This window comes from Paenibacillus pinihumi DSM 23905 = JCM 16419 (assembly GCF_000422505.1).
Classification (GTDB): Bacteria; Bacillota; Bacilli; order Paenibacillales; family Paenibacillaceae; genus Paenibacillus_D; species Paenibacillus_D pinihumi.
The window spans coordinates 1-21,173 of record NZ_AULX01000025.1 but is presented as its reverse complement, the minus strand read 5'-3'; the positions used below and the strand labels follow the sequence as shown (position 1 = coordinate 21,173).

Sequence of the window (21,173 nt, the reverse complement as noted above, 5' to 3'; positions counted from 1 at the left end):
CCTATATCATTCCATCGCATCAGAAACATTCTAATAAAAAATACTCCAAATCTCCCAGTAAAACAATAGGAAAATAATAATATAGAGATGTCGGCTAGAAATGAAAAGAACCCACCTTAGACATAGCCATAGGTGAGCTCCGCTGTTATTGTTGTTATTTTGCATAGGATATATCTGCTACCAAAGCTGCAATAACTTCTTTCTTGTATCCATAATGGCCCTCAGGGGAGCGGTGTATAAGAAAATATTGTTAGGGGAATACATCGAATACATCGTGTAGTCTTGGCATAATCGTCCCGCGGCAGGACTTCGGGACTCAAAGAAAATGGTTACAGGAAGCAAACGTTGACTTTCTGTTGACTTCGACACTTACCAGCACAACACAAAAAAGTACATCGCCACATAAGCGATGTACTTCAAGTCATAGCCTGTATATCTGCTTAAGCCTAGTCTTCGTCTCCCGTCGCAATCGGATTCTCTTTATAAGAAATCCAATTGCTCCAGCTGCCTGCATACATTTTCGCATTGACTATACCTTAACACAGAGAATTTCAATTTATTTTATCTACTGTATTCCTTGTATAGGAAAAACGTTTTGTAGGAAATCTGTGATTTCATCCATGTAGCCCTTCTTGGTAATGTCCCTTGGCGCAAATAAGCTGATCAATAGCGCACGTATCGGCGAGTCTGCTGTCTTGGTAGGTAGCATGGAGTGCTCTGTATCGGGCAATACTTTGACGCGCAATAATTCGTATGGTCGTACACGTTCCCGATATACCATCTCCGTTTCCTTCACGTCTACATTAACATCATGATCACCAAGCATAAGCAGTACTGGGGAGTTAAAATTTGCAATATCTTCTGTTGCATCCGCTGTGTAGTTCTGACTAACAAACGTCCAGCGTTCTCTCGACATGGCATCTTTCTTACCCACAAAGCTCATGTATTCATTATATGATGCGCCTGCTTTTAGGAGTTCTTTGACTTTGTTACCTGCTTTCACCTGCTGCTCAATCTCAACTGAGGATCGTCCTTCCTTTACCATTTGACTGCGTGTATTGTATTCACCCTGCCTCAACCAGTTGATCGCAGGCGATACCAGAATGCTGAAAGCAAGTGACTCTTTATCTGCCAGTTTGGGGACAACCCATCCTGCCTGACTTGCTCCCCATATGCCAATACGATCTGTATCGATTATTGGTTGCTGTCTTGCCCAGACCAACGCCTGCTGTGCTTCTTGCACTCGATCATCAATACTCTGATCTAGCCAGTTGCCTTCTGAACCTCCGATGCCTCTCTTGTCCAATGAGAGTGATGCATAACCAAGTGAGGCAAGGCGCTCCCAAAGTGGTTTATATCCATCATTATGGGTCGCATCAATTGGACCATCTCCGTGAATGAACAATACTAGACCAACCTTGTCTTTATATGACTTGGGTAGCGTGAGAATTCCCGTCAACTTACCTTGTGGTGACTCGATTACCACAGCTTTTTCATCCATAGCAAAGGTATTTTGGTGCAAAACATACGCGCCTGTACCTCCCAAAAACAGTAGGATGATTAATAGACTTATTCCCCATTTCTTTTTCATGCTTTTATGAAATTCCTTTTCTGATAATAGTCTTAGCCTTCGTAAATCATGTAATTCCATTTTTTTTCGCCAATCAACCATGCCAAAAGTGTGCTGTTCTGAATTTCCAATGTCCTAAATCCCATTCGTTCATATAAGTGTTTGGCTCCTACGTTGCTATCAGAAACATGCAGGCTAACAAATTGGTTTCCTGGTTGCAACGCTGCTTGTCCAATCGCCCATTCCAGCATGGTTTTGCCCACACCAGATCCATGGCACCTCTCATGAACAACTAGATCAGAAATGTACACTTCACCACGTCTTAGACGATGGTTCAAGCATATCAATCGTACAGAAAATCCAAGCGCATTTCCCAAACCAACTTCTTTAATTCCTTTCCAAAAAGATAACAGCTCTGTGATCGTCATACTCGAGTGTTGGTTTCTCACTTGTTCCTGAAATTTTATTGAGAAGCTGCCTATTACAGAAGATTCCTGTACAGCAACAAAACGCTTGCCTTTGCCTAGTTGTTTGTCCAACACAAGCATTTTTTCCAATAGCAACTGCAATTTCATGTCATTCATCTTTGTACCAAACTGAAATTTGCTGCGAAATCCTTGTACAAGCAATTGGCTGACTGGAACGCCATACTCCTCTTTCATACACTCAATATGAATGTTCATCGTTTTTTCTCCTGTTTAATAGCTACATCGGAACCACGATCAACACACGCAAGCAACTCATAATGTATACTTTCCTGAGCAAATAGAGACAGATACGATTTCTCCACAAGAATTTTTGGACCTGTTAGAATAAAGGAAGATTTCTCGGCAAAGGTTTGAAATAACTCGAAGTGTCTCTCAAGGTCTGCCTCACTCTGAATGGAGAACATACAAGACAAATATTCTCCTGCTGGCAGAATCATATTCCCTTCCACACCATTCACTTCCGTACAAATTGTTAATCGAGATTCCTCCTCATACACGTAATGGATATCCGCTTCAAACAACTCTGGCAGCACATTATCCTGTTGAGCTAACATACGTGCATCAAGGTCCGCTTCGAGCTCAGTTTCGAACCATGACGATAGAACAAATGCATCACGTTGAATGATTTTAATAGAAGAAGTTTCTTGCCCAAAGCGCTTGTGCTCATCCAACACTTTGTGAATAAGGCTACTTAATGTTTGCAATTGGTCTATTTGAGACTCTATTCTAGAGACAGATTGTAGAAGCAAATCCTGCATCTCGTCTGGAGTCCCATCCTCACTCCAACTTGCAATCGCTTGTACAGACAACCCCATCTTTCGCAGGAGTAGTATATGTGCCAGTCGATAAATCTGGTCAGTACCGTACATACGATATTTGTTTTCATCTAAGTAGGCAGGATACAATACGCCTTTTTCCTCAAAATAACGAATTTGATGAACAGACACGTTCATCAGTTTTGCTAACTCGCTTATGGTGAGTTCTTTTTTCATCCAGATAACCTCCTTCTAATAATCATTGTTATATAAGGAAGCATACACCTTAGGTTTGACCTAAGGTCAAGTCAATATTAGTAACTATCGCCTCACATCTTGAAAAGAATTGCTAACGATAACATGTATAATTGTAATCAGAAGGTGATATCTCCAGATCAACATTATGGTTATCTTTCTAGTGCATCAGTTGCCATAACTGAGGACAGCTGCTCACACTTATGGAGTATATTAACAAACAGCTCAGAAGCTTAATATTTACTAGCAGACAACATCTAATCTCGAAAAAGCTTTGTTTACTCGTTGTTGATCATCCCGGATACTTGTTGATTTTCAAAATAGCCATATGAATGCACCAAGGGAATGCATCGCTTCAACTACCGTTCCTAGAGGACGTTGTATTTATGCTTAGGTAAGCGAGGGTAGGTGAATTGAATACATCGTGTAGTCTTGTCATGACCCTCCCACGGCAGGACTTCGAGACTCAGAGAAAATGTTTTCAGCGAGCGAGCGTTGACTCCCTGTTGACTTAGACACTACTCAGCCCAGCACAAAAAAGTACATCGCCACATGAGCGATGTACTCCAAACTACAACCTGTATATCTGGTTAAGCCTTTTACTCTTCCCCAACTGCAACCGGATTCTCTTTATAAGAAATCCAATCACTCCAGCTTCCCAAATACAATCTCACATTATCAAATCCCGCTTCATACAGCGCCAGTACATTCGGGCAGGCCGACACACCGGAGCCGCAGTACACAATAATTTCTTCGGCATCTGCCAGATCAGCGAATCGTTCTTTTTGCGTGGCTTCGTCCTTAAACAGGCCATGCTCATTCAGGCTGTCCTTCCAGAAGCGGTTCACGGCACCCGGGATATGCCCGGCTGCCTTGTCAATTGGCTCAACCTCGCCGCGGTATCTGGCCGCTTCGCGGGAATCAATCAGCCTCGTAGAGGCTAAGCCCAATCTATCCTGCACATCGTACACTTCAGCAAGCATGTCATGCTGCACCACTGCATAGAAGGTTCCCGGGATTATTACCCGCTGCTCATTCGTCAACGGAAATCCAGCCGCCTGCCAAGCCTCATATCCGCCATCCAATACATATGCCTGCTCATGCCCAAGGTAGCGCAACTGCCACCACAGCCTGGAAGCCACCATGCCGCCTTGGCTGTCATAAGCAATGATCCGGCTGCTATTGCTGATTCCCGCTTTTGCCAGCCGGTGAGCCAGCCCCGCGGGATCAGGCAGCGGATGACGTCCCCCGTGCTCATCAAGCGGAGCAGACAGATCCGCCTCCAAATCCAGATAAATTGCACCCGGAATATGCGATTCCTCGTAAGCTTTGCGGCCAGCATCGGGCTGTCCCAAGGCGAAACGGCAGTCGACAATGACGACATCCGATTCATACATTCTGGCCAGCAGCCATTTTATCGAAACGACGGATTTCATAATAATTAAGCCTCCCAAAAATTCGGTCTTCTATAATCCATATCATCATTATAACAAATCTGCAGCCTGCAACGTTACTCCATACCCTGCTCATTCCGGTTCTCATTCTATAAAAAAGAGAGGGAACCGTAAGTCATGCCTTACGCACCCTCTCCTTGTCACTTTCCAGGCAAAACTCATGACCATACCCGGCAGTCCAATAGGCTTAGTTGCCGCTTTAGAGGCTGCAACTGAAAGCTATCAGGCATTGGCGCTTCTATTTTCCCGCCGTTAATGTCCGAGCTTTGTCCCCATTCAGCCTTGCCCGGTCCAACACCGCCAGCACAATCATAATGATCAGCATGACGACGGTCATCGCAGCCAGCATTGCGAGTGTCCAGCTTGCATTATAGCGGTCCATCAGCCAGCCTGTCAGCTTCGGGAACAAGGCTCCGCCCAGTCCGCCGAAGGCGACCAGCAGACTTGTTGTGCGTTCCGTATAGCCGGGCAGCAGATGGTTCACGTAGACAAGGCCGATAGCGAACACGCCGGCCCATACGAGACCGCTTAAGCCGATAATGATGAGGCTAAGGCTGGCCTGCCAGACAAGGCTAAGCGTAATCAGGCACAGCATGCCCATTCCTGTTGTTGTGACCAGAAACCTTGCATACCCGCTTCGGTCCGCCACTCTTCCGGCAAAGAGACGCCCTACAACCATCAGCCCCCAAAACATGCTGATCGTTGATGCGGCTTCCGCTTCGTTAAGTCCCAGCCGCTCGATCATAATGGAAGGCAGATAATTGGAGAAGCTCATCTCCATCCCTACATACAGCATGAAGAACAGTACCCCGAGTATGAGAATCGGCATGCTTCCCGCAGGATAGCGAACCCGGGGCGGCTGCTTGGCCTCCCCCTGCTTCGCCTGTGGTTTGCGTGCCATCAGTTCGTCGACACGGCCAAAGGACATCGTTAGCCAGAGCAGCATCGTGATCGCAGACATTGCCGCCACAATCGGGAACGACAGCTCCCAATTGCTGTTCTTTATCAGCAATGCGGCAATCACCGGCATCACCAGCGCGCCTACACCGAAGAACGTCTCAATGAAGGTCATGGCAGTGGCCTTCTTCTCCTCCACATATTCAATGATCATCACCCCGATGATCGCCTCCGTCATTCCAAAGCCAAGGCCGGCGACCGGCGCAATGGTCAGCATCCAGCCCCATGGGAGGAACAAACTGTACAGCCCTTCTGCCAGCGTCAGACTTCCGAGCGCAACCAGCAGAGTATTCCGCCGTCCAATTCTCCCGGACAGCCACGGCGTAATCAGCACCCCACCGAGAAATCCGAGAAATTGGTTCATAATAAACTGTCCGCCTGACCGGTAATCCAGCCCGTAGCTGGCGATCAGCGGCTCCAAAATGGCACCTGCCACTACATGTGCCATGCCAATGACCAAATAGGACAGGCAGCCCATCCAGATAAGCTTCCTCATGATGCAACTCCTTTTAAAATCTTGGAAAAATATATGTAACCCGCAACACTTACCTATGATAGCATGGCAGCCCTGGTTTGGTATAATTAATTTGGGATACATCAAGGAGGTATCAGATGGGACACCAACACCCATTCCGGAGAGAACAACTGGAATTTCATTCTTTAACCAAAGCCCACGCCCAAGAAATCTGTTCCTGGCGCTATCCTCCTCCCTACGATGTTTTCGAACGGGCATCCTGGGCGCATCAGGAAGCTGCTGAAATGGACCTTGGCGATCCCGTCGTACGGGACGGGCAATATCTGGCTATTGTAGATCAACATCATATTCTGTGCGGTTTTGCCCAGCTATTTCCGCTATCTGGTGTGCTGCGGCTTGGGATCGGACTGCGTCCTGATCTCTGCGGCTTGGGACTGGGCGCTTCATTAATACATAGGCTTGCGCTCGAAGCCCGCCGCCGCGCTCCCGGTCAAGAAATTGATTTGGAAGTGCCGGCATGGAATGTGCGTGCTATTAAAGCGTACGAAAAAGCCGGGTTCCACATTACAGATACGTATCCGCTCAAGGTTGGTTCAGAATGGCAGGACATACACTGCATGGTGCTGAACGACGGGGAATAATATCAAAAACCAATGCCGCTGCACACCCCTCACAGGGACGAAACAGCAGCATTGGTTTTTCCCTGACAAGCCCTAAAGCTTAGGTCAAACGAACAATCCGAATTTCCTTGCCGTCTACGGCGACTTCAATAATATGAAACTTCGGATGATAGGTGACCGTGCCTTCCCCTACCGTAATAACAGGATCCACGCCAAGTCCATAAAACACATCATCCGCCAACGCTTCAATGACCTCGCCGCGCTCCGGTGTACCCAGCTCCGCCCATTCCTCATTCGTCATTTCAAAAAATTCATAGCTGTTGTTGATGGCCCCCAGCGCCTCTGTCAAATCACTCAAAATCTCCTGGTATTCACGTCCATGCCGTACACCCATATCCATACCTCTTTCCTCAAATTTAGGATTCATACTGGTAGTTCAGCTGCCTCTTATAAAAAAATAGAAAGGAATATTCTGCAGAATGACGCCTTATTTTTCGCTTTCATTCGCATTTGCTCTACATTTTACTCTAATGTAATCGCGAGATTTGTCGATATATAAATATATCAGAGTGTCGCCATAGTTTCACACGCAGCAGAAGCTGCACGTTGTCATGTAATGAAGTACATAGTATCCTTCCCCAGGGAAGGGTCGGATCTTTTAGCCAGGACAGCATGAGCCGGAGTTTTTACTGGCTTCCTGCCTCTATTTTAACTCATTGTGCTGCTCTTGGCTTATACCTAATTATTTAGACGGGGTGTCACATGGAAAAATCAACGGTTATAGGTATTATACTCGGACTGGTTGCTGTTTTGCTCGGTATGCTTCTCAAGCACGCACCGCTTGCAAGCCTGGTCAACCCTGCCGCATTCACCATCATTATTGTCGGGACAGCGGCCTCCCTGTTTATCGGATTTCCAATGTCCGAGATTGCCAAGTTCCCTACGCTGATCAAAATGATTTTCGTCAACCCGCAGCTGATTTCCCGCAATGAACTGATCCGCCTGTTTATGGAATGGGCAACAATCACTCGCCGTGAAGGTCTGCTGGCTCTGGAGACCAAGGTTGAAGAGATCACAGATCCTTTCCTGAAGACCGGCATGCGGATGATCATCGACGGCAACGACCAGGATTTCGTGCGGGATGTGCTGCTGGAAGATATCTCGGCAACTGAAGAGCGGCACAAAGCCGGCGCACTCATCTTCACCCAGGCTGGAACCTATGCACCTACACTCGGGGTACTCGGAGCGGTTATCGGTCTGATTGCAGCCTTGGGCGAACTGTCCGATATGAACAAGCTGGCACAGGCGATCGCAGCGGCGTTCGTGGCCACACTGCTTGGTATTTTTACAGGATATGTACTCTGGCACCCAATTGCCAATAAGCTTAAGCGTCTGTCCAAGCGCGAAATGGAGATCAAACTCATGATGGTTGAAGGTCTGCTCTCCATTCAATCCGGCGTTTCGACGATTGCAATCAACCAAAAGTTATCTGTATACCTCACACCTACTGAGCGGGCGAAGCTGGCTGAGAAGGAAGGTGGGTCGGTTGAGTAAAAAACGCAAGCATCATGATCATGATGAGCATATGGACGAGTCTTGGCTGATTCCGTATTCGGACTTGATGACATTGCTGCTTGCACTGTTTATCGTACTCTATGCCGCAAGCTCCACAGATGCCAAAAAATTCGAAGAAATGAGCCAGGCCTTCAGTATCGCTTTTAATAACGGCAATGGCGTTATGGAAGGCTCTTCCATGATTACGACCGGCCAGCAGATGACCAACCAGAACAAGACCCGGAACATGAAGGACGGCAGCCAGAAGGATATGACCCGTGAGCAGTTGGTCAAGAAGGAGCAGGAAGACCTGGAACAGCTGAAAAAGCAGCTCGACCAGTACATCGATAAGAACGGCCTGACCACCGATCTGGAGACGAAGCTGAATCAGACACAACTGATGATTACCATTAGCGACAATGCACTGTTCTCGTCAGGCAGTGCGGCGGTCAAGCCTGAATCACGCAAGCTTGCAGTAGCGATCGCCAATATGCTCCAGCAATATCCCGATTATAATATCATTGTTGCCGGACATACGGATAATCAACCCATCTCCAATACAGAATTTGAGTCTAACTGGGAGCTCAGCTCCAAGCGCGCTATCCGGTTCATGAATATATTACTTGTGAATCCGAATATCGACCGTCAGCGGTTCAGCGGCATCGCATATGGCGAGTACCAGCCGGTCGATACCAATGCTACAGCGGAAGGCCGCGCGAAGAACCGCCGGGTTGAAGTATCGATCATGCGGAATTATGTCAATGTGGATAATGCGGACAATATCTCCGTTCAGAACCCGTAAAGTTATTAACATGTGCATAACTTATGAGCAGTCGTTATACCCAATCAACGGCTGCTTTTTTTTGCCCGTTGTTAGAATATCCACCTCTCAAGTTTAACCTGTCTTCTAGTTTTATCCTGTTTCAAAACGCCGAACACCCCCGAAGCCAGCAAGGACTTCGGGGGTGTTCTTTTGCTGCTGGTTATAGGCCAACATACAGCTGGTTGCTTATTGCGGACGATACTGCAGCGTTTGAAACATAACGTCAAGTTCATTTGCCGTTAAATCACGCCATTGGCCTGTCGGGAGCTGTCCCAGTTCAATATTCATAATCCGCACCCGCTTCAACTTCCGCACCTGATAGCCAAACGATGAGCACATTCGCCGGATTTGCCGGTTTTTTCCTTCATTTAGAACGATTCGGAAGGTCCGCTCAGACATGCGGGTTACCTGGCATGGCAGCGTCATGCTGCCCAATATTTTAACGCCCTCGCTCATCGCTTTGACAAAAGCGGGAGTTACAGGCTTATCAACTGTCACAATATATTCCTTGTCATGCTTGCCCTCGGCCCGCAAAATGCGATTGACGATATCCCCGTCATTGGTCAGGATAATCAGCCCTTCCGAGTCTTTATCCAGCCGCCCGATAGGGAAAATCCGCTCCTTATGCCTTACAAAATCGACGATATTTTCCTTTATATGCGATTCTGTCGTGCTTGTAATCCCTACAGGCTTGTTCAGAGCAATGTACACATGCTTTTTGTGTTCGCCAATCTGCTTGCCGTCCACCCGCACATCATCTGTATGATCCGCTTGGCTTCCCAGTTCTGCTTGGACACCGTTAATCGTGACTCTGCCACTCTCGACTAGCTTGTCTGCCTCACGGCGCGAGCAAAAGCCGGTTTCACTAATAAACTTGTTAATTCTCATTCTTACATGGCCCCTTTGGCTGCCTCTTCCTTAACGGAAGCTCAATGGCTGATGTTTCGATGCTATCCTTGTATAGATTTCCGTAGTATGATGGATAGCAGGCTATATCTTGGATCATACCATAATTGCGCCTATAACATCTAAAAATTCAGATAAAACAAACAAATCAACCTAGTTATCCACATTTTATTCAACTTTTCCACAGAAAAGTTGTTGATATGTGAACAATGCTGTGCATGATTTCTTAGTTATCCACATAAATGCCCACAAGCTGTTAACAAGAATATTTGTTCGTAGCACAAGTCGAACGAAATTCAACATAAGAAATTGACCCGCTATTCACTCGTTTATAAGCAGATATAAGTTGCAAGGAGTTGTTGAGATCATGATTGATAATACGGAATCAGAGGATATAAAGTGGATGAGAGAGGCAATCAATGAAGCCCGCAAAGCGGAGGCGATTCAGGAAGTTCCGATCGGAGCGGTAATTGTCAGAAATGGCGAGATTATTGGGCGGGGCCATAATTTGCGGGAAACAACCTGTAATCCCACCTCTCACGCAGAAATGGAGGCGATCACGGAGGCCAGCAAGCAGCTGAATGCGTGGCGGCTGCTTGACTGCACGCTGTATGTAACGCTGGAGCCTTGTCCTATGTGTGCAGGGGCGATCGTGCAATCTCGGATAGACCGGGTTGTATATGGAACACCGGACCCTAAGGCAGGGTGTGCGGGGACCTTAATGAATTTGCTTCGCGAGCCGCGCTTCAATCATGAAGCCGAGGTCGTGGAAGGTGTACTACAGGAGGAATGCGCATCGCTGCTTACACAATTCTTTCGCCGGTTGCGCCAGAAAAAGCAGCCGTCTCCAAGCCCGGATTAATTCTGCTCCGGCTTCAGGCGATTCTCATTCTTCTTCATTCTCTGCAAGGCGACAATGACCTCGTCGGCTTCCTCACTGATGGCAAGCACCTCAGGGTCTGTCAGACTTCCGCGGGCCTCGGCAATCTCATGAAGCCTGCGGCGGAGCTTTTGCAGCTCCAAATATAACAATATTTTATCCATTTTAAGCCCCCATAAGGTCGCTTCAGTACGAAATACTTTGTTAATCTATCTATTATATCTTTAATAACATAAATATTTTGTAAATTTATGTCGACAAATTACAACTAAATTCAACCACTTCTCGACATTATTCGATATTTTTCAACTTTTTTCAAGTACATATTTAGGTATTCATGTAGTTGTCGTAATTGAACTTAAATGTTATATATAGACATCAAATTCATGTGCCGCCAGACACTGTATATAGGGCATATTTACCTATTTTATTCGTGTTTTCTAAACAATTTCATTTTTTTATCCCATAATGGATTATGAAATAATTTTAGCTCTTAAATACGCTTTATGTTATACTATATGTGTCGTGGCCACGTAGCTCAGTTGGATAGAGCAAACGTTTCCTAAACGTTAGGTCGGATGTTCGAGTCATCTCGTGGCCGCTTTTTGCAAATAAAGCCCGTCAAATCAACGTTTATGAGTCGCTAGGCCTTTCGTTGAGTGTACGGATAGACCAACGGTTTCGGGGCATAAATTCCCGGAAACGTAATACATCATTTTGGCGAGATTCCCACGAATTTGTTCGTAGGGGGGTTTTTGTTTTGAGCGGATATGACCCGCGTAAAGGTCGATCTATCGTAAGGGGAAAAAGCCGGGCAGGGAGCGCGGCCGGGCGGAAAATTGACTACACTTTATCCGAAGTATTTTCCATTTTCTACGAAGCTAAGAAAGCTGAGAGGGTACGAGATCGAACATTAGAGGATTATGTAATCAATTGGGGATACTTTACGGAATGGCTGAGGGAGGACATGCTTGCCAGTGAATTAACCCCGGAAAGAATACGGAAGTATATTAACTATATGTCTACGAAGAAAAAGTACAGTGAGGTTAAGGACCGTAAGAAAACAGAGGAAACCTTATCTACACAAACATTGATTAGCCGCTTAAGTACTCTCCGAACCCTTTTTAACTGGCTGGCAGCTAACAATTACCTAGAACCAAATCCAATGTCAGGAATTAAGATGCCAAAGAAGGATGAGGTAGAGAAGGCAACCTACACTGACGATAATTTCCTACAATTATTAAAAGCTCCAGACGAGGAAACTTACGCCGGTTATCGAGATAAAGTACTTATGATGACTTTAGGAGACGGTGGTTTTCGTATTCACGAGCTATTACTATTAATGACTGAGTACTTAGACGTGAAAGGCCGATGTATATACTTACCCGCATCGATGAATAAGAACCGCAAGCCAAGGTGGGTCCCCTTGTCCGCGGATACCATACGGAACTTAGTTAATCTAATCAATGAGACAAAACAATACTTTGACACCGCTTATATATTCGTATCAAACTACGGCGAACCTCTAAAGGCGGATAATTTCCGTAAAAGACTTAAGAAATACGCCAAAATCGCAGGGGTGGACCCTGGGATCGTATTCCCACACCAGTTCCGTAGTTACTTCTGCACATCATACCTATTGAACGGTGGCGACCCGTTCACCTTACGTAAAATCGTGGCACACTCCAGGATTGAGACAACGCAGCGGTATGTTAGGATGAATCAAGATAATATACGTGATCAACACACTAAATTCTCCCCTGTTCAACGAGCAGCTCGGATAAAACGTAAAAAGTCCGATTGGGATTAAAATACGAAATCCCGCCAGGCCCTCGTAGGCAAAGCGGGATTTCCCGTTTAGTCAAGTTTACCTCGTAATCTCCACCGATTTGGCCGCGCCATCCCACTTCACCTTCGCGCCCAATGCTTCGGCTACTGCCCGGACCGGTACGTACGTTATGCCTTTTTCCACGTAACCTTTTTCGGACAGCTCTTTCCCGTTTACTTTTACGATGGCTTCGAGCCTGTCGGCTTTTTCGGGCTTCTCATTCACTTTCGGTTCCTCCTTCGGTTTCATTTTCGCTTCGACCGCCGCCTTAAACGCTGCCCACCCCGTCCATTTCCCGCCATCATACATGAGCCGCGGACATACTTTGCCGGACCAGTCGAAATGTCGGCGTAACTGCGATATACCCCATCCCCGTTCCTTGAGCAGCCGGGCCACGAGTTCGGCCGCGTTATCCAGGGTCTTCGCGTAATTACCGGACTCGCAGATTTCAATGCCAATGCTGGTCCGGTTACCCGATCTGGCCCCGCTACCATCGCCCGCATGCCAGGCCGCCTCGTTTAACGGCAAACACTCGATGGCCTCCCGTTCATCGACCACGATGTGGTACGAGGCCGTCCGATTATTCGCGGGATTGGTCAGCCATGCCCGTTCGTTCGCGGCCGTAGACGAGGCATTTCCCGTGTTGTGAATCGTAATGGTATTCGAATGCATTACGAGACCAGGCCGCCTATTTGCCGGAGTCGACTTCGGAATATGATTCGTTACGTATGCGTATGCCATTATTTATCGTCTCCCTTCGGGGTTGTATCGCCCTTCCGTTTCAGCACCTCGATAATATCCGTAATTTTATCCGGCAGCGCGAGGCCCGCCCGCCCAATGTTCTCGGTTATACTTACGAGTTCGTTCGCGATATAAAAATACGCCGCGGCCGCAATGACCACAGCGTTAAGCTCCAGTAGCACGTCGATCCGGTGCGCTAGGATAATTACGAGCAGCATGAGTCCCTTTTTCGCGAGGCCCACGGAGGCCACCGCCGAGTTAAGCCCCCGGCCCTCCTTAAGCGAAGCCGTCACGCCGGATATGATATCGACGGCCATCGCGATTAATAGAAACGTAAGTGCCTCCGACCAGCCGCCGAATGCGAATCCGATTACCGCGCCGATTCCGCCAGCCGCTACGCCCGTTCCGGGATTTACCGTAAGAAAATTCATCATTCGGCGGGCACCTCGCTTTCCGAAGAGAATACCGCTAGGGCCGCGTCTATCTCCGCTTTCAGTTCGGATAGGATTTCGGATTCCCGGCCTGGATGAAGCTGGAGGAACCCGTTGATTACGTTCTTAATTTCGGAAACCGGCTCGCCTGCATTGACGAGGATTTCGAGTTTATGCGTGATTTGCGCCATATAAAAACCTCCTAAATTATAGATTAAAAATTCAAGCAAACTTTCCGAATCAGTTTAGCGAACTTTCCCAGTCAAGACGAAACCGTCCTCGCTGACGGAGCCATAACCGGACCATGCTCGAACTACTTGCGCTATGTCCCGAAGGAACTCCGCATATTTTTCCGCAGGGAAGCTCGCAGGCAATTCTGGAGCCAAGGCGTTAAAGTCGAACGTAATTGTCATCTGCGCAACGTCCGTTCCTTTTTGGATAATCTCGTAACCAGAGAACGACACGAGCGCCTTGTCTTCCAGAACTCCGCTTTTCCAGTTAATCAATCCGATTGTTTCGTTATTAGTGTGCATACGTATTCCCTCCGTTTGTTTGATTACTTCCGGAACTTTAAGATTGCCACGTATACCGCCGCAGCCAATAGCCCGATCCATCCATACTTTACGAAGAACTGGCCGGGAGTGAGGTCGATCACATGACGTAATATGTCCGCTACCTTCTCCACGATCACAAAACCCCGTCTGAATTTCGTAGAATCGCGTAAGGAACGCTTTCTCCGTTATATTCGCGGATGACATCGGCCAGCTTCGCCATGAAGTCCGCGTATTTTTCCGGAGTAAATACGTCAAGGTCGTGATTTTCCATCTCAAATCCGAACGTGACCGTAAGTTTACCGGTATACAAACTCTCCTGCTTAATCGTGTAATCTACGAATCCTACAGAGTAATTGCGGGCATTGCCGTTTGTCATTCGAAATCCCCCTCCGGTACTGGCATCAACTCTATCGAGTATCCGTCCTTAACGATCCACTCGTTATCATCCGAGATAATTGCGATTACCTCGTCCACGCCGTCCACCTTACGAGTGACAACGATTTGCTCCAGTTCGTTTCTGCCGATTTTCATACGTAACCCCTCCGATATTTTTATTTCGTAAATTAAAAAGGCCGCCTACGTAATGTAGACGGCCGTGACTTCGTTAGTGCTTTTCTGTTTTCTCGTTCTGCTGCTTCGCGTAAGCCTCTTCCAGTTCGGCGAGTTTCGCTTCCAAATTGGCGATTTCCTTTTCCGCTTTCGGGAGTCTCTCACGGTAGAATTCGATCTCGCCCGCGTAGAGTTTAGCGTCCTTCGTTGGGTCGGCGGACATTTCTTCGGCGTAGGCTAATTTAAAGCGATCACCTTCGAGGTACTTCTTAGCCCTCTCCAACGATCCCCGCAACATTTCTATATCTTCTAAACTTACAGCATTTTCAACAACATCATCTGCCTTAGAGATACTTACTACCCCTTTCTCGAATTTTACGTCAAATCCTGATTTTTCGTAAACGCTTCTCAGAGGTCCGTAGCTCTTACCGTCAATAACTATAGCTGTGTCTACGATTTCATTGTTTAATTTAATCTTAGCCTCGGATTGTACTTTCTTACCTACGAGATTTAACACGTCAGCAGATACCGCAGAAATCCCAGAGAACGTTAAAGCGCCCACAACAAAACCAAGGATGTATTTTTTCAATTCCGCCACTCCTTTTCGACTTTTATACTATTACGTATCAGTATACATAAAGTGGCGGATTTTGTCAGTTGGTCAGTGTGTGCGTGTGTGTAAATCCTCCGTAAGCAGACCATGTTAAGTACCCAACTACGTTTCCGGCTGGATCGCATATAGCTAGTCGAGTACCGTCCGGAATACCGTGATTGTGCCCGCCTGCGGTTACGTTAGACATGGTAGCCCCGATATTCAATTTTGCTGCTAGGGCAGTTGCCAGCGAATGCCCCTGCGCTCGACTTAAAAGATTACCCCAACTACTTATCTCCACGTTTCCCACTATCTCTGTGTATATACTATTTAGCCGCAACTGGTTCTTTCCATAAATCTCCAGGGTACCCGTCAACGTATTGATTCTCCCGACTATATCACCGCTATTAACGAAGTCCAGCGTCGGCGTCCCGGCGTAATTCGGATCAATTTGTATACGATTACCTGCATTTGACGCAGCCGTAAACACGTTACCCGTCGAACTCAACTCGACCATCGGGTATGACCCGGCCGTCCTTATCTGCGAGCCTATTACGCTACCGCCTGTGATAAATGTACCGTTAATATTACTAGCGGACATGGTCGTACCAGTGATCGTACTCCCGTTGATCTCAGAACCTATGACTTTCCCCGCCTGTACCGTGCCTCTGAACGTACCTGCCGCAGCCTCCAACGTACCGGCAAATACGGCATTTCCAGTTGAATCATCAAGCCATATTGTACGGGTCCCGGCTTTGTTTAATACGAGCAGCCCGTATTTCCCCGGCTCATATTGTCCGAGAATCACGCGCTTCCGGTTAAAGTCGTCAGACACGGTAATCCCGAATCCGTCAGCCACCGTAATTGAATCGTCATATTTCACGCCTTTGAGTATCGCATTACGACTCGTGTACTCAATAGCCTTCCGACTTCCGACCGTCGCCCGGAAGATATAATCGGCCGTCGTAAGCTCGCGGAAATTAGCCAGCACGATACGCGCCCGCTTCGGCTCAAACGGATACCTTACGTATTGATGTACGCGGGCGTCGAAGCGGTAGCCGAGTGGTTCGTCAGTTACCGTAACCGTGTCGCCGACTTCCCGTATTCGCTCCTCGTAAAAGTCATCGTCGACCTTTTCGAGTTGCACAAACTCCACTTCGTAGGACACTTTCGGAAGCTCGACGGTCGCCAAATACTTCTGCATTTCGGCGAGTAGTCGGGCCTGATCGTCGATTTCCGGAAAGTCGACTTTACCTTCGAGCGGCGCGGCCGGATCGAAGTATTTGCTGTCGATATACTTTACGGAGCGGCCCGGTAGCCCCTCGATGGTCAAACCGTTCTTTCCGTAGCCGTAAAGACGGGTCACCCGCTCCATCGTATGCGAGTTACGTTTGATCCCGGCGCTATTCTTCCGATACCGGATTTCTGCCCCGTAGTTGTTACCTTTACGGGAAGTTAACATAATTTCGTAGTTATCGAAAGAAAGCTCCGCCCCGTACAATTCCCGTAGGTTCTGCAATAAGTCGATCCGCCGGGCCTCACCCCATTCGAATATATCCTGCTTGGCGAACGTGCCTTCGACCACAAAAGAAAACGGAGTGTCAGCGGCCAATAGCCCCAACATCTCCGTTATATCCTTCGCCGCGGCGAAATCGATATAGTCATCGTAAAAATAATTTCCGAGATTAAACGCTACATGATGCGCCTCGACCGTCTTGTACATCTGTTGGCCTCGCCGGAATTCGTCTACTTTACGAATCGTGAACCGTTGGCCCCGTTCGATATGCTGCGGGAACCGGACCTCGCTGCCCTCCGTGAGTCCGGCGTACCGCTCCACATCGCCCAAGACTTTGGGATACGTAAAGGTAACGTAATACTCTCCGTTGAGGGTTTCGGTTACGACGACCTCTTTCGCGGCCGCTAGTATAGACCGGCCCTCCGCCGTGTGAAGTTCGAGTTTCGACCGCCACTTTGACAATGTATCGCCTCCTTTACGTTAAATGAACCGATCGCGATACGTTACTCTTACGGACCACGTACGACCTGTTGCTGTATCCGTATATGTCAGATCGTTAGGCCCCGGATATAACACCGGAAAATCCCCGTCGTAATTAAGGAATACGCCGTTTTTCGTAGATCGTAGGCGCGCCGAGTCAATCACAATCTTATCTCCTGGAGCGAACGGACCAGTTAATTCGATTCGCTCGACCCGGTTGCGATAAGCGTCCGCCCATACCTCGACTTCAACCTCCACCGTCCCGCCAGCCTTAAACTCCCGGATAAAGGACCCGGATACTTCCGTCTCAACCTCGGCCAGCCCGCCGCCAACAATCTGCCGGAGGAACTCGCCCCAGACTTCGGTTTCGACGGATACTGTTCCGGCTCCAACAATATCCCGGAGGAAGCTGCCGGATACTTCCGTCTCTACCTCCACCGTTCCTCCCGCGTATACGCTTGACGTCATGTCCGGCGCACGATTGAGCGGCAGCCGGTTAAATGGACCGAGCATTAGTCGTCACCTGCCACCGTAATCATATCCACCCTATATCCCGGAGCAGATACGGATATCACTTTTGCATCAGATGGAACTGCAATGGACACGGCCCCGCCCTCCGTCTCAGCCACTTGCTGCTTCCCGTCAATATCAAACGTTACCTCTACTCCGTCAGTGTCCTGCTGCTCTCCGAGGTAATCGTAAATCTGAGCGGTGACCGTACCGCCATCCGATGTAAGGCGGAAATGGTATTCCGCGTCATGATAGGTCACAATGACTGTTCCGCCATCCGTTACCCTTTTGGTATACACCTGGCTATTATTTACGATGTATTCCATCACTTGACACCTCCAAAGACAGTTGCGCGAACTTTGTAAATGTCGGAATTCATTTTCCGCACTTCGATTTTTAATGACGTTTTGAATTTTATCGGAGCCGCGGTAAAACATACTCCGCACTGCAAGGCGGCCGAATCCCACATTACTGGTCCGGTCGTGTCAAACGTCGGGGTAACGGAAGACAGCGTATAAGCACCGACTGACATAACCATCAATAAAGGAGGGCCTTCCGCTGTCACAGGGGTAAGTCCCGAATTGACAGCCGATAAACCAATAGCCCTCTTTGTCGCAGATCCCTTTACGTAAAGCCTGACAACCCCGTCGATAGTAATACGAAATTCGTACGGAGAATCAGCACTGGAGGTTAACAGCGCTCTCTCTACGTTGCCCTCGCCTGTTATATTGACGAGTGTCTGCCACGACATATCCGACAAAGTAATCTCAGGGAACGCCGAATACGGCGTATATTCCACATCGCCCACGCTCTTCCACCCCGTTCCATCGTTGTATTCTAAACGTCCGCTATTAAGACGGAAGCTCACGTTATTAAGCAACCGCGTGTCAATTGCCTGCTTAACCCGTTGCGGCGTCATAAACCGGTTAGCTGCTGTTCCAGCCTCCGCTTCCGCCTGCGTGGCGGTCGGATTGTTATCTACGCTGCCTAATCCGACGTCGGCTTTCGCGACCACCACCGCCCCGGTACGTCCAGCAACGGATGTGACTGTGTTTACCTGTGCGCCCGCTTGGATTCCGTTCAATTTCTCGAATTGGGCTGGCGACAGGAATCCGGCATCGTCTTTTGTGGCTAACGGATGCGTGGAACCACCTATGCCTACGTGTGCATCCAAGTCAAGCCGAAGATTATCGATGTGCGCCCCATTTTCGGTATCAACCCACTCCTGTACGTTAATGCGAGTCGTTGCCCGCGCGATCTGCTGCGTATTGGCTGACACCGCAGACCCAAGGCTGCCAGCATAAAAAGCCGTAGCCGCCTGCACCGCTGCGGAATAGGCATAGCGGTCAAGGGCTATATAGGTGACGGTGTATTCAGCGGACTTGTCAAAATTAAAGTCATCCGCTGCAACAACCTGACCAGTTGCATTAGTTGTGGAAGCCGATGAAACGTTCCACACTTTGCTCGGATCACCATTTTTGTAAACGGACAAAATCCGTTCCGCTCCGTGAGACAAGGTGGAGTTTGGTATGCCCGGCTGTCCAGTAGCGTTGATATACCACGCCTTGTTTGTTGGGTTTTGCGTAGGTGTAACTTTTTCCCGCAGCACGGCCGCCTCTCGCATCTCAAGCGCATTAACCCCGGCATACAGGCTGATTGCACCCTCAATCCGCGCAGGGTCGGTTACTGGCTTGGCGAGCTGGTATTGCAACGTACCGTAACTCGTCCAGCCCGGAGCCTTATTTGCAATTACATATGTTTCTGGTCCGGTACCAACTGGCGGTGCGCTGCCGTCAAGAATAGACACCCACCCGGTATATGTTGAACCGTTATTAGTTGAAGCTCTCCAGCCATTGAGCAGTGCTTTCACAGCATTACCGCTAGGGTTAATGCTGTCAATCCATCCACTCACAGCGTTATCCACTGTCAAATAGATGTAATCGTTGATTAACCTTATCTGGTCTGCGCTGTCCCACACTGATGTATAAGGGATGGGTTTCCCGTCAAATCGCGCTGCTATATGTGTGTCATTTACTCCGCCAAAATTCCCATTCGCTACCCGAATCCGCTTGTAACCCGTGTAGGAGGTATCAAATGCCCAAGTATAAGATGCATCAAGCGGAATGCTTTTGACAAACCGTGTAACTGTTCGATCAAGGATACCCACCTGATCCCTTATACCATTCGGCAGGCTACGCAGCACCTCATCAATGATAATCCGCTGGTCTTCCCGCGGAACAAATGACGGCGGAAGCTTTTCCAATCCGCCAAGGACGATCATCATATCCGAAAACCTACGAGTGCTGGCAGCAATATTCCTGATATAAAAGCGTACAGCATTATTGTTGCCACTATTGAAAGTCTTTGGTGTAGTTCCGTATCCAACAATGGAGGAAGGAGTGTTTGAATCAGTGTAAATAGCAAAATCTGTTCCACCCTCCAAATTAACAGACACAGCATATTGCTGATTTGGAATTACTGGGACTACTATAAAAGCATTGGCATGTGCTGCCGTCGTGGTCAACTCAATTAAGTTTGTGCCTAAAGCAATAACAGTTGATGATGATGCTTGTGTTATGACATTTGTGGCAGGGGGAACAAGGTTACGCCCCGGATGCTCGATCAGCGCTCCCCGGACGGATTGCATACCGTCGATGTAGTTTCCGTACCTCATTTCCAACTCGTTTTTACTAAGCAGCGGAATTTCAGACACTTCTGACGAGCCGATATCGATGACAAAAACGCCATCAATGGTGAACTCATCAGTTTCTGCTGATCCTGCATCCTGCATCATTAAGGTAATGTTAATCTTCGGTGTGTTCGCAGGAAGTAAAACATTATAAAACACAAAATCTTCTGCCGCCGATACTGCGAGGTTAGCAAATGTTGTATCAGCAGTGTGCGACCCATTTCCTACCCTGAAACGAGTCGAATTCCCTTTAGCTTTGATCCATGCTGTAACTAAATACCTTTTGCTTGAATCAAGATTAAGATTCTTATATATCCGGGGGTTAGATGATGTGGAAAAAATAAGCTTCTGTGCCCAATCACCAAATTTTCCTTTTGTCCTGGACGGTATTCCTGGCCCTCCACTTCCAAACGTTGATATCCAGCCATCCGCAACACCATCGTTATTGCTGTCTTTTTCGAAGTTTCCTTCCGGCTCCCAGTTAACCAACGTCCGCCCATATACCGTACCGTCGAACAGACTGGGTTGGTCCGTCTCTATCTTGTT

General features: G+C 47.9%; 23 protein-coding genes, 1 tRNA gene and 1 pseudogene. 6 read left to right on the top strand and 19 right to left on the bottom strand.

The window, feature by feature from the left end:
- Positions 1 to 565 precede the first annotated feature (565 nt).
- From H583_RS0108420 to H583_RS0108400, 5 genes are all read right to left on the bottom strand, one after another.
- Positions 566 to 1,591 (bottom strand): alpha/beta hydrolase family protein, encoded by a 1,026-nt coding sequence (locus tag H583_RS0108420; protein WP_028560080.1) that lies wholly within the window; start codon positions 1,589 to 1,591, stop codon positions 566 to 568.
- 32 nt (positions 1,592 to 1,623) lie between these two features.
- Positions 1,624 to 2,253 (bottom strand): GNAT family N-acetyltransferase, encoded by a 630-nt coding sequence (locus tag H583_RS0108415; protein ID WP_028560079.1) that lies wholly within the window; start codon positions 2,251 to 2,253, stop codon positions 1,624 to 1,626.
- Positions 2,250 to 3,050 (bottom strand): helix-turn-helix domain-containing protein, encoded by an 801-nt coding sequence (locus tag H583_RS0108410; RefSeq protein ID WP_028560078.1) that lies wholly within the window; start codon positions 3,048 to 3,050, stop codon positions 2,250 to 2,252. The genes H583_RS0108415 and H583_RS0108410 overlap by 4 nt, the downstream gene beginning before the upstream one ends.
- A gap of 617 nt (positions 3,051 to 3,667) precedes the next feature.
- Complete coding sequence (locus H583_RS0108405; protein ID WP_028560077.1) at positions 3,668 to 4,504, bottom strand: sulfurtransferase; 837 nt, start codon at positions 4,502 to 4,504, stop codon at positions 3,668 to 3,670.
- Between the two features lie 256 nt (positions 4,505 to 4,760).
- Positions 4,761 to 5,975: an MFS transporter gene (locus tag H583_RS0108400; RefSeq protein ID WP_036708940.1), complete on the bottom strand. Its 1,215-nt coding sequence runs from the start codon at positions 5,973 to 5,975 to the stop codon at positions 4,761 to 4,763.
- Between the two features lie 116 nt (positions 5,976 to 6,091).
- On the opposite strand from H583_RS0108400, the gene H583_RS0108395 reads away from it, so the two are divergent.
- Positions 6,092 to 6,595 (top strand): GNAT family N-acetyltransferase, encoded by a 504-nt coding sequence (locus tag H583_RS0108395; RefSeq protein ID WP_051236191.1) that lies wholly within the window; start codon positions 6,092 to 6,094, stop codon positions 6,593 to 6,595.
- Positions 6,596 to 6,674: 79 nt separating this feature from the next.
- Here H583_RS0108395 and H583_RS0108390 read toward each other — a convergent pair whose 3' ends face one another.
- Positions 6,675 to 6,968, bottom strand: a complete 294-nt coding sequence (locus tag H583_RS0108390) for a hypothetical protein (protein WP_028560074.1) — start codon at positions 6,966 to 6,968, stop codon at positions 6,675 to 6,677.
- Between the two features lie 368 nt (positions 6,969 to 7,336).
- Here H583_RS0108390 and motA point away from each other — a divergent pair, with 368 nt between their 5' ends.
- The gene (motA, locus tag H583_RS0108385) at positions 7,337 to 8,128 is read left to right on the top strand and encodes a flagellar motor stator protein MotA (RefSeq protein ID WP_028560073.1); all 792 of its coding nucleotides are present in this window, start codon (positions 7,337 to 7,339) and stop codon (positions 8,126 to 8,128) included.
- Positions 8,121 to 8,930, top strand: coding sequence for a flagellar motor protein MotB (motB, locus tag H583_RS0108380; RefSeq protein WP_028560072.1), 810 nt, complete (start codon positions 8,121 to 8,123; stop codon positions 8,928 to 8,930). The genes motA and motB overlap by 8 nt, the downstream gene beginning before the upstream one ends.
- Before the next feature lie 207 nt (positions 8,931 to 9,137).
- Here the strand turns inward: motB and rluF are convergent, their stop codons facing one another.
- Entirely contained in the window at positions 9,138 to 9,839 is a 702-nt protein-coding gene (rluF, locus tag H583_RS0108375; RefSeq protein WP_028560071.1) for a 23S rRNA pseudouridine(2604) synthase RluF, read from the bottom strand.
- Between the two features lie 385 nt (positions 9,840 to 10,224).
- Between rluF and tadA the strand changes: the two genes are divergently transcribed.
- Complete coding sequence (gene tadA, locus H583_RS0108370; protein WP_036708938.1) at positions 10,225 to 10,719, top strand: tRNA adenosine(34) deaminase TadA; 495 nt, start codon at positions 10,225 to 10,227, stop codon at positions 10,717 to 10,719.
- Here tadA and H583_RS0108365 read toward each other — a convergent pair.
- Positions 10,716 to 10,901 (bottom strand): aspartyl-phosphate phosphatase Spo0E family protein, encoded by a 186-nt coding sequence (locus H583_RS0108365; protein ID WP_028560069.1) that lies wholly within the window; start codon positions 10,899 to 10,901, stop codon positions 10,716 to 10,718. The genes tadA and H583_RS0108365 overlap by 4 nt on opposite strands.
- A 363-nt stretch (positions 10,902 to 11,264) precedes the next feature.
- On the opposite strand from H583_RS0108365, the gene H583_RS0108360 reads away from it, so the two are divergent.
- Together H583_RS0108360 and H583_RS32320 are read left to right on the top strand one after the other, a co-directional pair.
- Positions 11,265 to 11,338: transfer RNA gene (locus tag H583_RS0108360), tRNA-Arg, on the top strand.
- A 159-nt stretch (positions 11,339 to 11,497) separates the two neighbouring features.
- Positions 11,498 to 12,547 carry a tyrosine-type recombinase/integrase gene (locus H583_RS32320; protein WP_051236189.1) on the top strand — a complete coding sequence of 350 codons (1,050 nt, stop codon included), beginning with the start codon at positions 11,498 to 11,500 and terminating at the stop codon, positions 12,545 to 12,547.
- 57 nt (positions 12,548 to 12,604) lie between these two features.
- Here H583_RS32320 and H583_RS32315 read toward each other — a convergent pair whose 3' ends face one another.
- The 11 genes and pseudogenes from H583_RS32315 to H583_RS37155 all read right to left on the bottom strand — a co-directional run.
- Positions 12,605 to 13,306 carry an N-acetylmuramoyl-L-alanine amidase gene (locus H583_RS32315; RefSeq protein WP_051236188.1) on the bottom strand — a complete coding sequence of 234 codons (702 nt, stop codon included), beginning with the start codon at positions 13,304 to 13,306 and terminating at the stop codon, positions 12,605 to 12,607.
- Positions 13,306 to 13,740, bottom strand: a complete 435-nt coding sequence (locus H583_RS0108345; protein ID WP_342663517.1) for a phage holin family protein — start codon at positions 13,738 to 13,740, stop codon at positions 13,306 to 13,308. The genes H583_RS32315 and H583_RS0108345 overlap by 1 nt, the downstream gene beginning before the upstream one ends.
- The gene (locus H583_RS0108340; RefSeq protein WP_028560067.1) at positions 13,737 to 13,928 is read right to left on the bottom strand and encodes a hypothetical protein; all 192 of its coding nucleotides are present in this window, start codon (positions 13,926 to 13,928) and stop codon (positions 13,737 to 13,739) included. Before H583_RS0108340 ends, H583_RS0108345 begins: the two co-directional genes overlap by 4 nt.
- Positions 13,929 to 13,982: 54 nt before the next feature.
- Positions 13,983 to 14,270, bottom strand: coding sequence for a hypothetical protein (locus H583_RS0108335; RefSeq protein WP_028560066.1), 288 nt, complete (start codon positions 14,268 to 14,270; stop codon positions 13,983 to 13,985).
- 154 nt (positions 14,271 to 14,424) lie between these two features.
- Positions 14,425 to 14,667 (bottom strand): hypothetical protein, encoded by a 243-nt coding sequence (locus tag H583_RS0108330; RefSeq protein ID WP_028560065.1) that lies wholly within the window; start codon positions 14,665 to 14,667, stop codon positions 14,425 to 14,427.
- The gene (locus tag H583_RS36565) at positions 14,664 to 14,822 is read right to left on the bottom strand and encodes a hypothetical protein (RefSeq protein ID WP_154665843.1); all 159 of its coding nucleotides are present in this window, start codon (positions 14,820 to 14,822) and stop codon (positions 14,664 to 14,666) included. The genes H583_RS0108330 and H583_RS36565 overlap by 4 nt, the downstream gene beginning before the upstream one ends.
- Positions 14,823 to 14,895: 73 nt before the next feature.
- Positions 14,896 to 15,429 (bottom strand): hypothetical protein, encoded by a 534-nt coding sequence (locus tag H583_RS0108320; protein ID WP_028560064.1) that lies wholly within the window; start codon positions 15,427 to 15,429, stop codon positions 14,896 to 14,898.
- 64 nt (positions 15,430 to 15,493) lie between these two features.
- Positions 15,494 to 17,410: a phage tail spike protein gene (locus tag H583_RS0108315; RefSeq protein WP_028560063.1), complete on the bottom strand. Its 1,917-nt coding sequence runs from the start codon at positions 17,408 to 17,410 to the stop codon at positions 15,494 to 15,496.
- Between the two features lie 18 nt (positions 17,411 to 17,428).
- A complete protein-coding gene (locus H583_RS35210) occupies positions 17,429 to 17,941 on the bottom strand; it encodes a phage distal tail protein (RefSeq protein ID WP_051236186.1) in 513 nt (170 codons plus the stop codon).
- Positions 17,941 to 18,264 carry a hypothetical protein gene (locus H583_RS0108305; protein ID WP_028560062.1) on the bottom strand — a complete coding sequence of 108 codons (324 nt, stop codon included), beginning with the start codon at positions 18,262 to 18,264 and terminating at the stop codon, positions 17,941 to 17,943. Before H583_RS0108305 ends, H583_RS35210 begins: the two co-directional genes overlap by 1 nt.
- Positions 18,264 to 21,173, bottom strand: a pseudogene (locus H583_RS37155) (hypothetical protein); the annotation flags it as partial. The gene H583_RS0108305 and the pseudogene H583_RS37155, both read right to left, overlap by 1 nt.